Origin of the sequence: Saccharopolyspora aridisoli, from assembly GCF_004348445.1 — a bacterium.
GTDB lineage: Bacteria > Actinomycetota > Actinomycetes > Mycobacteriales > Pseudonocardiaceae > Saccharopolyspora > Saccharopolyspora aridisoli.
Genome location: NZ_SMKV01000007.1, coordinates 194,462 through 207,086, shown reverse-complemented (window position 1 = coordinate 207,086; position 12,625 = coordinate 194,462). Strand labels below are relative to the sequence as shown.

Annotated in this window: 13 protein-coding genes; 8 read left to right on the top strand and 5 right to left on the bottom strand. The window is 70.2% G+C overall.

The features are described 5' to 3' along the window. The first annotated feature begins 125 nt into the window (after positions 1 to 125). Complete coding sequence (locus E1161_RS08220) at positions 126 to 1,169, top strand: isocitrate/isopropylmalate dehydrogenase family protein (protein WP_235874873.1); 1,044 nt, start codon at positions 126 to 128, stop codon at positions 1,167 to 1,169. Between the two features lie 46 nt (positions 1,170 to 1,215). Here E1161_RS08220 and E1161_RS08215 read toward each other — a convergent pair whose 3' ends face one another. After that, positions 1,216 to 1,803 (bottom strand): nicotinamide mononucleotide transporter family protein, encoded by a 588-nt coding sequence (locus E1161_RS08215; RefSeq protein ID WP_132621217.1) that lies wholly within the window; start codon positions 1,801 to 1,803, stop codon positions 1,216 to 1,218. A gap of 386 nt (positions 1,804 to 2,189) precedes the next feature. On the opposite strand from E1161_RS08215, the gene E1161_RS08210 reads away from it, so the two are divergent. Beyond that, positions 2,190 to 2,417: a DUF3263 domain-containing protein gene (locus E1161_RS08210; RefSeq protein ID WP_132621215.1), complete on the top strand. Its 228-nt coding sequence runs from the start codon at positions 2,190 to 2,192 to the stop codon at positions 2,415 to 2,417. 70 nt (positions 2,418 to 2,487) lie between these two features. Here E1161_RS08210 and E1161_RS08205 read toward each other — a convergent pair whose 3' ends face one another. Continuing rightward, the gene (locus E1161_RS08205) at positions 2,488 to 3,351 is read right to left on the bottom strand and encodes a peptidoglycan recognition protein family protein (RefSeq protein WP_132621213.1); all 864 of its coding nucleotides are present in this window, start codon (positions 3,349 to 3,351) and stop codon (positions 2,488 to 2,490) included. Between the two features lie 123 nt (positions 3,352 to 3,474). Continuing rightward, positions 3,475 to 4,233: a mechanosensitive ion channel family protein gene (locus E1161_RS08200; RefSeq protein WP_165939722.1), complete on the bottom strand. Its 759-nt coding sequence runs from the start codon at positions 4,231 to 4,233 to the stop codon at positions 3,475 to 3,477. Between the two features lie 244 nt (positions 4,234 to 4,477). On the opposite strand from E1161_RS08200, the gene E1161_RS08195 reads away from it, so the two are divergent. From E1161_RS08195 to E1161_RS08175, 5 genes are all read left to right on the top strand, one after another. Beyond that, entirely contained in the window at positions 4,478 to 5,692 is a 1,215-nt protein-coding gene (locus E1161_RS08195; RefSeq protein WP_207920144.1) for a PucR family transcriptional regulator, read from the top strand. Between the two features lie 203 nt (positions 5,693 to 5,895). Then, positions 5,896 to 6,816, top strand: a complete 921-nt coding sequence (locus E1161_RS08190) for an ACP S-malonyltransferase (protein WP_132621209.1) — start codon at positions 5,896 to 5,898, stop codon at positions 6,814 to 6,816. Next, on the top strand, positions 6,813 to 7,793 hold the full coding sequence (locus E1161_RS08185) for a beta-ketoacyl-ACP synthase III (protein WP_132621207.1): 981 nt from the start codon (positions 6,813 to 6,815) through the stop codon (positions 7,791 to 7,793). Before E1161_RS08190 ends, E1161_RS08185 begins: the two co-directional genes overlap by 4 nt. A gap of 79 nt (positions 7,794 to 7,872) precedes the next feature. Continuing rightward, a complete protein-coding gene (locus E1161_RS08180) occupies positions 7,873 to 8,112 on the top strand; it encodes an acyl carrier protein (protein WP_132621205.1) in 240 nt (79 codons plus the stop codon). Continuing rightward, positions 8,109 to 9,353 carry a beta-ketoacyl-[acyl-carrier-protein] synthase family protein gene (locus E1161_RS08175; RefSeq protein WP_132621203.1) on the top strand — a complete coding sequence of 415 codons (1,245 nt, stop codon included), beginning with the start codon at positions 8,109 to 8,111 and terminating at the stop codon, positions 9,351 to 9,353. Before E1161_RS08180 ends, E1161_RS08175 begins: the two co-directional genes overlap by 4 nt. 275 nt (positions 9,354 to 9,628) lie before the next feature. Here the strand turns inward: E1161_RS08175 and E1161_RS08170 are convergent, their stop codons facing one another. Together E1161_RS08170 and E1161_RS08165 are read right to left on the bottom strand one after the other, a co-directional pair. Then, the gene (locus tag E1161_RS08170; RefSeq protein WP_132621201.1) at positions 9,629 to 10,213 is read right to left on the bottom strand and encodes a hypothetical protein; all 585 of its coding nucleotides are present in this window, start codon (positions 10,211 to 10,213) and stop codon (positions 9,629 to 9,631) included. A gap of 60 nt (positions 10,214 to 10,273) precedes the next feature. Next, positions 10,274 to 10,789 carry a DUF3145 domain-containing protein gene (locus tag E1161_RS08165; RefSeq protein WP_132621199.1) on the bottom strand — a complete coding sequence of 172 codons (516 nt, stop codon included), beginning with the start codon at positions 10,787 to 10,789 and terminating at the stop codon, positions 10,274 to 10,276. 382 nt (positions 10,790 to 11,171) lie between these two features. Between E1161_RS08165 and E1161_RS08160 the strand changes: the two genes are divergently transcribed. Next, on the top strand, positions 11,172 to 12,416 hold the full coding sequence (locus E1161_RS08160) for a hypothetical protein (protein ID WP_132621197.1): 1,245 nt from the start codon (positions 11,172 to 11,174) through the stop codon (positions 12,414 to 12,416). Positions 12,417 to 12,625: the final 209 nt, after the last annotated feature.

The following is a 12,625-nucleotide window of genomic DNA, read 5'->3' as shown; positions in this document are numbered from 1 at the left end:
CCACTGGCCCCGGAGACCCCCGCACCCCCTGGAGTGGAGGTCACCGGGGCCTTCGCGGTCCCGGAGGTTGTGAACTCGGTTCCAAGGCGGGTTTCGTTCCGGTCAGGGTGTGGTGAGGTGGGCTCGTGCGAATCGCGTGCGTCGACGGGGACGGGATCGGGCCGGAGCTGATGGGCAGCGCCCGGGAGGTGCTGCTGGCCGCCGCCTCGATGGACGGGTTGTCCGTGGAGTTCGGCGACGAGCCCGGTGGAGCCGCGACCTACCTCGAGACCGGGGAGCCGCTGGTGGCCGGGGCCCTGGAGCGGTTCCGGGACGAGTACGACGCCGTGCTCAAGGGCCCGGTCGGGCTGCCGGAGGTGCGCAAGCCCGACGGGACCGAGGCCGGTGTGCTCGGCGGAGTGCTGCGCAGCGGGCTCGACACCTACGCCAACGTGCGCCCGGTCCGGCTGCTGCCCGGAGTTCGGGACTCCGCGAGCCCGATCGACTACGTGATCGTGAGGGAGAACACCGAGGGCCTGTACCTCTCGCGCGGTTCCGGGGTGCGCAACGAGCGGGCGGCCAGCGACCAGCTGCTGATGACGCGGGACGGCGTCGAGCGGATCGTGCGATTCGCCTTCGAGACCGCGCGAACGCGCAACGGCGCCCCCGGCGACGGGGTGCGCCGCGTGACCTGCGTGGACAAGAGCAACGTGCTGCGCAGCTTCGCGTTCTTCCGGGACATCTTCGACGAGATCGCCGCCGAACACCCCGACGTCGAAGCCGATCACCGCTACACCGACGCCGCCGCTCACGACCTCGTCGCCGACCCTGGGCACTTCGACGTGCTGGTCACCGAGAACTTCGTCGGCGACATGCTCAGCGACCTCGGCGCGGCGACCGTGGGCGGGCTCGGCATGTGCCCGTCTGGCAACATCGGCGAGCGCACCGCCTACTTCGAACCCGTGCACGGCAGCGCCCCGGCGATCGCCGGGCAGGACCGAGCGAACCCGACCTCGCAGCTGCTGACCGCGGCGATGCTGCTCGATCACGTGGGCGCCGCCGACACCGCGAGGCGCATCACCGGCGCCGTCGAAGCCGCCTACGCCGCAGGCGCCGTCCGCCTCAACCCCAACGGCACACCCACGTGCGGCACGAAGGGCGTGACCGCAGCGGTCCTCAGCCGCCTGTGACCGGGGTGGTCAGCTCGCGCTGGGCTCGGGCCGTGCGGGTCCAGGACTACCAGCCGTGGATGACCAGGGCCGCGAAGACCACGTAGATGGCGGCGCTGAAGTAGAGGCCGGAGGCGATCTGCAGCGGCACACCGACCGCGTCCACCGCGAGCCAGACCAGCCAGAACTCGACGAGACCCCGGCCCTGCGCCCAGAACGCGACACCGGTGCCGATGAAGATCCAGGCGTCCGGCCAGGGCGCCCACGAGGCGTCCAGCGCGCTCAGCAGCAACGCGAACGCAGAGGTGCCCACGGCCAGAACGCCGACGAGCACCAGCCGCTCGACACCGGTGGCCTTGCGGATCGCCACGCCGTAGACCGGGTCGCTGCGGCGGTTCCAGGCCCACCAGCCGTAGACGGAGATCAGCAGGATCACCACCTGGCGGACCGCCAGGCCGCCGAGATGGGCGGAGGCGTAGACCGCGAACAGCAGCACGGTCGCCGACACCTGCACCGGCCACGTCGCCACCCAGCGCCGCTGCGCGAGGAAGACCACCGCGAGCGCGCAGAGCTGCCCCACGAGTTCGGCCCAGGAGATCTTCTGGCCCAGCACGGTGATCCCGTTGCCGAGCAGCCATTCCGCCACCGCTTGCACGCCCGTTCCTCCCGCCGGGTGCGCCGGGGTGTGCGCGGGCGATCGCGGAACCGGCGAAACACGGCGTGACGTACCGGGTTTCGCGCGCCGCTGCGGCCCGGGTGCGCCTCTCACCCGACTTCGACCGTCGGTTCCCGGACCCCACCGGGTCGGCCGGCACCCACGAGGGGCCGGTTCGCGGACTCCCACCGCCGGTTCGGACCTCCACCGACCCCGGAGCGCACGAGTTCGTACTGAACTGGCCAACATCCTGCGCCGGTGGATCTGTTCCGCGATCGAGACGTGGGTGGGATCACACGAGCCGACGCCACTGATGGCCGATCGAACACCCGTACCCCGATCACCTAGACTTGATCGTCCGAAGCTGAACGAGGGAGGTACGCCGGATGAACGACACCGACCGCGCCATCCTCGCCTTCGAGTCGGAGCACTGGCAGTACCAGGGCAACAAGGAACGGGTCATCCAGGAGCGCTTCGGGTTCTCCCCGAACCGCTACTACCAGCGCCTCAACCGCCTGCTGGACGAGCCCGAAGCCTTAGCCCAGCAGCCCGCGCTGGTGAAGCGCCTGCTCAACCGGCGCGACCAACGCGCCCAACGGCGCCGAGCGGTCTAGGGGCTGCTGCGGAATCACCTGCTCGCTGTGCGAGCCGCACCTGGAACAGCGGCCACCCCGCATCGAGTTCTCACGCGCCCGGCGCCGATTGGCGTTGCTGCTGGATGCGGACCAGTTCGGCGAGCAGCGGCGCGGCTTGATCAGCTGGCATCGCTTCGAAGGCGGCCTTGATCGCATCCGGCCCCTGGACGGCTCCCCGCGGCGCGGCCTGCGGGTTGCTCGCGGCCATGCTGTTGACCAGGTCCACCAGCATCGCGACGATGGTGCGCGGGCCGACCGCGGTCTGCCACCCCTGGATCTGCCCCTCGGGACCGCGCGGACCCAGCAGTTCGTGCTCCAAGCGCCGCAGCATCGCGTCCTGTTCCGGGGTCATCTCGTCCTCCTGGTCCTTGGTCACGAGGTCAGCGCGGAAGCGGTCCATGTCGACGTGGCCCGGGTCGATCTTGCCGGTGACGCTGGTCTCCTTGTGGCCGCGCGCCGCCTCCAGCGGCCGGCCGAGGTGACGCAGCACCGCGGCGGTGGCGGTGATCGCCGCGCCGTACTGCTCGGGGCTCGGCCCCTGCTCGACGCCCTGGTAGTCCCACTCGAACCCGACGTAGAGGGTGTTGCCGTCACCGGCCGGGTTCGGCCCTGAGGCCTTGGCTTCGCCCGCGTGGTTGGCGCGGCCCGCGGCGATCACGTGCACCACGCCGTCGAAACCGATCACCGCGTGGCACAGCGGCCCCTTGAGATCGCTGCGCCCGTCGATGCACAGCTGCACGCTCGGAGCCGGGTTCTCGTACGAGGCCGGAGTCGCCGTGTGGTGTTCGAGAACGCCGACCGCGGCGGCGGGCTGCACGCCCGAGGCCGTGCGTTCCTCCCAACCCGACGTCTCCACGACGGCCAGGCCAGCCGCGCGCAGCACGTCGGCGAGCCACGCGAGAGGTAGCGCCATCGGTGATCACCCCCAAACGAGATCCCGCGAACCATGGTGTCGGTTCCCCGCACCTGCCCGGAACGGCCAAGAGCGTGAAATCGGGGCCCATCCGATGGATGAGCCCCGACTCCCAGCCTCGCGTCAGAGGGTGCCGCTGTGCCCCTGTTGGCCTGGTCCGGGCTGGCCGGGCTGCCCCGGAGCGGGCATCTGCTGGGTGGGCTGGTCCCTGTCGACGCCCTTGCCTCCGAACTGCGACTCGGCGTTGTCCAGCCACCGGCTCCAGCGCTGCTGCATCGGCTGGATGAGGCCACCGCCGACACCGACGATGACCACGCCCGCGGCCGCGGCCAGCACCGCGACCAGCACCGGAGTGGTCACGGTGACCGCGATCCCGATCTGGTTCAGCGCCGAGATGACGCCCAGCGCCAGGATGAAGCCGAAGGCGATCTTGCCGAGCATCGGGCCGAAAGAGCGGTTGCCCAGCGAGCTGGTGATCAGGTCGCCGACCGCGCGACCGATCGCACCGGCCACCAGGACCAGGACGACGGCGACGACGATCCGCGGCAGGAACAGCACGACCTCGTCGATGAGGTCCTTCACCGCGTTCGGACCGAACGCGCTCAACGCCAGCTGCAAGAAGATCAGGAGGATGAAGTAGTAGATCAGCTTGACGAGGATTCCGCCGATGTCGATTCCCGACCCCGACGTCATGTCCTTCAGGCCGGACTTCGCCAGGAGCTTGTTGAATCCCAGCTTGCTGAACGCCATCTGAACAGCCTTGGAAACGGCCTTGGCGATGAGCCAGCCGACCAGCAGGATGATCAGGAAAACGACGAGTTTCGGCACGAAGGTGGCGACCGCGGACCACGCCGCGGACAATCCATGCTGGAGAGCTCCCATAGTCCTTGCTCCTCGGTGAAACCGTAAAACCCATGGCGAATTCGCGTCTCGGAGATCGTTCTCGAACATCAACTCCGCAGCAACTTCGACAGGCGCCACGTCCGGACGACTTTCGTCGCTCTTTCGCCTGAATTGTTTGACCGCTCCCATTGCGCGATGGAATACGAATGCTCGCCGGGTGAGGCTGCTCGCTTCTCCGCGCTCCCCGCGAACACGCTGATCTCGGACATGCGATTCTGTCGGCATGAGTACCGAAGACGCTGGTGAGCGGGACACCGGTACACAAGTTCAAGTGTGCGCGGCGACGCTGCGCCGGCTCGAGCGCGCTTCCGGCGGGCTCGCCGGCGCGAGCATCACCGCGATGGAGCAACGACTCCCCTGGTTCCGACGGCTTCCGGCCGACCAGCGGGCGAGCGTTCAGCTCGTGACCCAGACCGGGGTCTCCAACTTCGTCTCCTGGATGCAGGACCCAAGCCAATCCATCCGGCTGACCGCCGAGGCGTTCCGCAACGCGCCTCGCGACCTCTCCCGCTGGGTCAGCCTCCGCCAGACGCTGGAACTGGTCCGGGTCGCCATCGACGTCTTCGAGCAGCAGCTGCCGGAGCTCGCCGAGAAGGAGCACGAGCGGTTCGTGCTGCTGGAGTCGATCCTGCGCTACACCCGCGAGATAGCCTTCGCCGCCGCCACCTCCTACGCCGCCGCGGCCGAGTCGCGCGGCGCGTGGGACGCCCGGCTCGAAGCACTGGTCGTCGACGGCATCGTGCGTGGCGACGCCGAGGAGTCACTGCTGTCGCGGGCCGCCGCGCTGGGCTGGGACCCCGCCTCCGAGGCCACCGTGCTGGTCGGCAACGCCCCCTCCGACGACCCGCCGACCGTCGTCTACCAGGTGCGCAGTCGCGCCGCCCGGGTCGGCTGCCCGGTGCTGCTCGGCGTGCAGGGGACGCGGCTCGTGGTGGTCTTCGGCGGCACCGGCGACGGTCGCGACAACGAGCAGATCGCCACCGGGCTGACCGAGGCGTTCGGCGAGGGCCCGGTGGTGGCGGGACCGAGCATGCCGAGCCTGGCCGACGCGCACCGCTCCGCGGCCGACGCGATGTCGGCCCTGCGATCGGTGGTGGCCTGGCCGACCGCGCCGCGCCCGGTCCCCTCCGGCGACCTGCTGCCCGAGCGCGCGCTGGCCGGTGACCCCGAAGCCGAGCGGCAGCTGGTCGAGCGCATCGTGCTGCCGCTGGTCGACGCGGGCGGTGCGCTGATGGAGACGGTCGACACCTACCTGGAGGTCGGCGGCGTGCTGGAGAACTGCGCCCGCCAGCTCTACGTCCACCCCAACACCGTCCGGTACCGACTCCGCCGCGTCGCCGAGCTGACTGGGCGCACGCCGTCCAACGCCCGCGACGCCCACGTGCTGCGGGTCGGGCTCGCGGTCGGCCGGCTCGCCAAGGCCCGAGGGTTGTGGTGAGCCCGCGACGAGACCGCGAACAGGGAGGAGTTCGGTGGCACGGGGTTCACCAGGCTGTCACCGACCGGACACAGCCAACAACGATTCCCCAGATAGAACCGACCGCCCCCGGTGGCGCTTGTAGACACTCCACAACATTGCGCTCCGGACTTAGTCCTCGTCGGCATCACCCCGATCCCGCCACCGGGTGTTCAGTAGCAAGAGTGATCGCGCTTCTCGCCCCCGGACAGGGGTCTCAGGCCCCAGGGATGTTCAACCCGTGGTTGGAGCTCGACGGCGTCGAGGACCGCCTCGGACGCTGGTCGGAGCTCACCGGCCTGGACCTGATCAGGCTCGGCACCACCGCGGAGGCCGATGAGATCAAGGACACCTCGGTCACCCAGCCGCTGGTCGTGGCGTTGTCCCTGATCGCCGCCGAAGAACTGCGCCGCCGCTTCGAGGTGCCCGCCGACACGCCGGTCGCCGGCCACTCCGTCGGCGAGCTCGCCGCAGCGGCCGTCGCGGGAGCGCTCAGCGCGGACGACGCCGTAGCGCTGGCAGCGGTGCGCGGCCGCGAGATGGCCGCAGCCTGCGCGCTGGAGCCGACCGGCATGGCCGCGGTGCTCGGCGGTGATGAGCAGACCGTGCTGGAGGTGCTGGAACGCCTCGGCCTGGACCCGGCCAACCGCAACGGCGGAGGCCAGATCGTCGCCGCGGGCAAGACCGGCGCGCTGGAGCAGCTGGCCGCCGAGCCGCCTGAAGGTGCTCGGGTCCGCCCGCTCCCGGTCGCCGGCGCGTTCCACACCCGCTTCATGGAGTCCGCGCGCGAAACGTTGGCCAAGCACGCCGAGAACGTCGAAGCCAACGACGCGCTGCTGCCGCTGCTGTCCAACGCGGACGGCTCGGAGGTCTCCTCCGCCGACGACATCCTGAGCCGCCTGGTCAACCAGGTGACCAACCCGGTGCGCTGGGACAGCTGCATGACCGCCCTGGGCGAGCGCGGTGTGGACGCCGTCGTGGAGCTCCCCCCGGCCGGTGCGCTGACCGGCATGGTGCGCCGCGCGCTCAAGGACGTCCAGACCATCGCCCTCAAGACCCCTGCCGACCTCGACAAGGTCGCCGACCAGCTCGGGAGCGCCGCGTGAGCCTGCCCCGCATCGCATCGAACCCCGCCGTCGCGGGCACCAAGCTGCTGGGCTTCGGCAGCACCCAGGGCAACCGGATCGTCACCAACGACGACTTGGCCAAGCTGGTGGACACCAACGACGAGTGGGTCCGCCAGCGGGTGGGCATCATCCACCGCCGCATGGGTGACGAGCACCAGACGGTGGTCAACATGGCCGTCGAGTCCGGCGCCAAGGCGATCGCCGACGCGGGCCTGACGCCGTCCGATGTGGACCAGGTCATCGTGGCCACCTGCACGATGCCGGGCGGGATCCCCAACGCCGCGGCCCAGGTCGCCGACCAGATCGGCATCAAGGCCAAGAGCGCTTACGACCTCAACGCCGCTTGCGCCGGCTTCGTCTACGCCCTCAACACCGCCTCCGACGCGGTGCGCGCCGGTTCCGCCCGCAACGTGCTGGTGATCGGTTCCGAGCGCTTCCAGGAGTGGATGGACTGGGAAGACCGCTCGAACCTCATCATCTTCGCCGACGGCGCCGGTGCGACCGTGGTCGGCGCGTCCGACGAGCCGCAGCTCGGACCGGGTGTGCTCGGCAGCGCCGGCGACCTGGTGGACACCATCTACCTGCGCGAGGGCAAGTACATCCACCAGGAGGGCCAGTCGGTCTTCCGGTGGGCGACCACGCAGATCGCGCCGGTGGCCATCGAGGCCGTCGAGGCCGCCGGGTTGCAGCTCTCCGACATCGACGTGCTGGTTCCGCACCAGGCGAACCTTCGCATCATCGAGGCCATCGGGAAGAAGTTGCAGAGCAAGGGTGCCCGCGATGACCTCGTCGTCGCACGTGACATCGTCTACTCCGGCAACACGTCATCGGCGTCGATCCCGCTGGCCATCGACCACATGCGGGCGGCCGGGGAGATCCCCAGCGGCGCCGTGATGCTTCTGGTGGGCTTCGGAGCCGGGCTGTCCTACGCCGCCCAGGTCGCCATCTGCCCCTGATGTCGCGCCACAACCGGAAAAGCCACCGCGGGTGACGCACCCAGTGGTAGGGACGTAAGAACCAGGAAGGAAGAAACCAGTGTCGAACGAAGAAATCACCAAGGGTCTCGCCGCCATCGTCGAGGAGGTCGCGGGTGTCGACGCGGCCGACGTGACCATCGACAAGTCCTTCGTCGACGACCTGGACATCGACTCGCTGTCCATGGTGGAGATCGCCGTGCAGGCCGAGGACAAGTTCGGCGTCAAGATCCCGGACGACGAGCTGGCCAACCTCAAGACCGTCGGTGATGCGGTGGACTACATCACCAAGAACGCATGACCACCGAAGTCGTCATCACCGGGCTGGGCGCGACGACACCGCTGGGCGGTGACGTCGCGTCCACTTGGGACGGGTTGCTCAACGGCGCCAGCGGCATCCGCCGCCTGGAGGCCGAATGGCTCGACACCTACGAGCTGCCCGCCAAGATCGGCGCACCGCTGGCGGTCGATCCGAGCGAGGTGCTGCCGCGCGTGCAGCTGCGCCGGATGGACCGGTGCGAGGCCATCGCGGTCATCGCAGCCCGCGAGGCGTGGGCGGATGCCGGCTTCGACATGCCCACGGACGAGTCCGAACCGGTCGACCCGGATCGGCTCGGCGTGTCGCTGGGCACCGGCATCGGCGGCCCGCTGACCCTGCTCCAGCAGGACGATCAGCTGGAAGCGGGTGGCCTGCGCAAGGTTTCGCCGCTGACGGTCCCGATGCTGATGCCCAACGGCCCGGCCGCCATGGTCAGCCTGGAGGTGCGCGCCCGCGCCGGTGTGCACTCGCCTGCTTCGGCGTGCGCGTCCGGCGCCGAGGGCCTGGCCAAGGCCGCCGAGATGATCCAGTACGGGCACGCCGATGTGGTGGTGGCCGGTGGTGCGGAGTCCTGCATCCACCCGGTCACGATCGCCGGTTTCGCCCAGGCCCGGACCCTGAGCACCCGCAACGACGAGCCGGAGCGCGCCTCCCGCCCGTTCGACGTGGACCGCGACGGGTTCGTCATGGGCGAGGGTGCCGGTGTGGTGATCCTGGAGAGCGCCGAGCACGCCAAGGCGCGCGGTGCCCGGATCTACGGCCGGCTGGCCGGATCCGGCATCACCTCCGACGCGTACCACATCACCGGAAGCCACCCGGACGGTCTCGGCCAGGTCGCGGCGATGCGCAAGGCGCTGGCCGCCGCCGATCTGCAGCCCTCCGACATCGGGCACGTCAACGCGCACGCCACCTCCACTGTGGTCGGTGACGTGGGCGAGGCCAACTCGGTGCGCAAGGCCATCGGGGACGGTGCGGTGGTGACCGCTCCGAAGGGTTCGCTCGGGCACCTGGTCGGCGGGGCCGGTGCGGTGGAGAGCATCGTCACGATCCTCTCGCTGCACCACGGCGTCATCCCGGCCACGCAGAACCTCGACAACCTCGACCCCAAGGTGGAGCTGGACGTGGTGGCCGACAAGCCGCGCCACGTCGAGCAGACCGCCGCCATCAACAACGCCTTCGGCTTCGGCGGGCACAACGTCGCGCTCGCCTTCGCCACGGCGTGATCGCGGTCCGCGGGGACGGGTGTCAATCCCGTCCCCGCCACGGCCCGCCTCCCTCCCCCGCGATCCGGTGAAGACCGCCCGGAGCTCGGGCGCACCGCGAGTTCCCGCGTGCACGGCGTCGCGATTCGGACGCCTGCGAACTCCCGACATCCCGGAGGGCTTCCCCTCCTGAGGGATCCCGTCGGCACACCGCAGGAGACCGAGCAGGCGCGGCGCGACCACCGCGACCCGGACGTGCGGCTCGAGCAAAGACCGGGCGCCGTCCTGCGCCTGCGTCACGCGCAGGGCACGGCGGTGGCGCTGTTGGGCAGCCTGCTGATGTCGAGGACCGCGTTGCCGTCCTCGTCGACGACCACCGGGTAGACGACGTCCCACTGCACGCAGCGGGCCTTGGCCTGCGGCGGCGCGTCAGCGATGTCCTGCTCGCTCTTGAAGCTGAGCATGACCAGCGCGGAGCGGTCCTGGCCGGGATCGATGCGGTGCACCTTCATGTCGAAGTCCGTGGTGCTGCCGTAGTCGTCATTCCACTTGTCCAGGGGCAGCTCCCGCCACTTGCTGGGCGGGACCGTCGACTTCCACAGCTCGTAGTTCTTGCGGTTGATGCCGTCGAAGTAGTTGTCCAGCAGTCCTTCGATGATCCGCTGGTCCGGGTAGGCGGCGGCGTCAGGCGAGTACTCGACGCCGGAGCGCGACACCGTCCGCTGCGCGGCACCGACGACGCCCGGTGCGGACTCGATGCCCGGAGAACGCGACTCGCCCTCGCCGTAGTAGACGTGTTGGGCCATCAGGACCCCACCGCCGCCCGCCGCGAGCAGCACGACGACGGCGAGCGGAATCCCCCATTTCAGCCAAGGACGCACCTGCTCAGCTTTTCACAACCCGATCATCCGGGTGAGCCCTTCCCCGCGATCGGCCGGAGATCAACCGACGCGGTGCAGCACCGTGACCGGTGCGCCGTCTCCTGCGCGGCGGAACGGCTCCAGGGCGTCGTCCCACTCCGCGCCGAGCAACTGGCCGACTCGGTGCGAGAAGGCCTCCGGGCCCTTGGCATTCGCCGCGAGCGTACGGAGTTGATCTTCGCTCACGACGATGTCACCATTGGCGCTGGTGCAGGCGCGCCAGAGGCCGAGACCGGGCGCATGGCAGAACCGCTGCCCGTCGACCCCGTGACTGGGGTCCTCGGTGATCTCGAAGCGCAACATGGGCCACGCGCGCAGCGCGGTCACCAGGCGTGCTCCAGTACCCGGCTCGCCTGTCCAGGTGCACTCCGCGCGGAGTTGTCCTGGGGCTGCCGGTTGCGCCGTCCAGCGGAGTTCCGTCCGAGTGCCGAGTGCGCCGGAAATCGCCCACTCGACGTGCGGGCAGACCGCAGACGGCGACGAGTGGATGTAGACCACACCGCAGGTGAGGCCACTGTCGCTGCCACGGGTGCTCACTGCTGACCTCCGCTATTCGACGAGGGACGTCTTCCCCTACGACCTCGCGAACCCGACGATCACCAGTTGCGGCGCCATTCTGCATCGCCGGTGGAGATCTCCGCCACCGCGAGATCGTCAACCGTCCATCTGGGACCAAGCCCGGCACCAGCCGAGACCAGTCGGCCCCCGATGGCGGTGATTCACTGAAATCGCTGATCCCAGCGCCGCACCGGGCGATCGACGTCCCTCGGACGCACCAACGCACCTTCGGCGGAGGAGTGGCGATTACCACTCGAACGGGTTAATGCGCAATCCGAGGGACGTGGCCTGGTCACCCCCGCTAACGTCTTCCCAGTCGGTCCGAAAGGACCCGTCACACCGGAATTCTCGTGGAGGTTCGATGCACCTGGTGCGGCTCGGAGCGGAACCGACCGAGGTCGGTGCCGACATCCGGGCGGCCATCGCCGCGTGGGGCGCCGGCCGTTCGGTGCTCGGCGGCATCACCGTGTTCGGCTGCCGCCCTCCGGGCAGCCCTCGCCCGCTGGACGCGGTGATCGTGCTGCCGCGCGGGGTGATCGTGGTGCTGGGTGTGGACCTGCCGGAACCAGCGCTGAAGCTCGACGCCCCCGTCGGCACGCCGTGGACGGTGGACGGATGGCCGCTGGTGCGCACCGAGGGCAAGGTCAACCCGGCGCAGGAAGCGCTGGAGTCGGCTGCCGCGCTGGCCCGCAGCCTGCAGACCCGCGGGCTCGAACCGCTGCCCGTGGCCGCGGTCGTCGCGGTCGGCCCTCACGTCGGGCAGGTCATGCAGCCGACGACCGATTTGCACCGCGGTGTCCGGGTGGTCTCGCCGAACACGACCTCCGTCCTGTCGGCGGCGCGGGAGCTGGCGACCTACGAGAGCCCGTGCGGAGCGGTGCCGGCGCTGGGGCTGCTGCGGGTGCTGGGAGCTGAAACGACCGCAGGAGCCCTGGTCGAGGAGGGTTTTCCCGCTTCGCCCGAGGTCGACCTCGCCAGCATCGACACGAGGCTGATCCCGAAGTGCTCCGAAGACCGCTTTCTCGACCGAGAGCGAGAGGTCGCGAAGTCCCGGACCTCCGCGCGCGGCAAGCTGATCGCCGCGGTGGCCGCGGTGGCGGTGGTGTGCGCGCTGCTCGGCGTCCTGACGCTGGGATCGCCCTCGGCGAGCCCGCCCGTCCTGGCGGTGCAGCGGGTCGACGGTGTGGAGTTCACGCAACACGCGACCGACCAGGTCACCACATGCGGATCGAGCGCCTACGGTGACGTGCAGCGGTGGTTCCACCAGCACTCGTGCCGGAGCCTGCGGCGCGGCGTCTTCGAGGCGCACCTGGGCGCCTCGTCGGTGGCGGTGTCGGTCGCCGCGGTTGATCTTGCGGACCCGAAGTCGGCGACCGAGCTGCGGACGCTGCTGGAGTCCGCGGGAACGGGCGGCATCAGCGACCTCGTCGCGCAGGGCCGGAGCTGGCCCGGGGCGCCCGGGGATTTCGGCGACGCGGCGCAGTCGGTGCAGCAGAGCGGAACCCGGGTCCGGGTCGTGCAGGCCGTGTGGTCGCAACGGCGCTCCAGCCCCGATGACCTGGAACTGCGCGCGATGGCCGAACGCGGTTTGCGGCTCGACGTCTAGGAGCAGTGCAGGAAGTGCTCTGCTCGGCGGAGCGGTTGGCGGGAACTGCGAGCGCAGCGGCTCCGTGGACTCCGGGCGCCACTCCTGATGTGTTACGCTCGCCCCCCGGGTGCTGGACAACGGAGTCGCGGCGTCCTCGCCACGAAGCCCCTGAAGAACCCGCTGCGGTGGGAGCTGAGTCCCACACCTGGAACAGCGGCTCCGCCGCG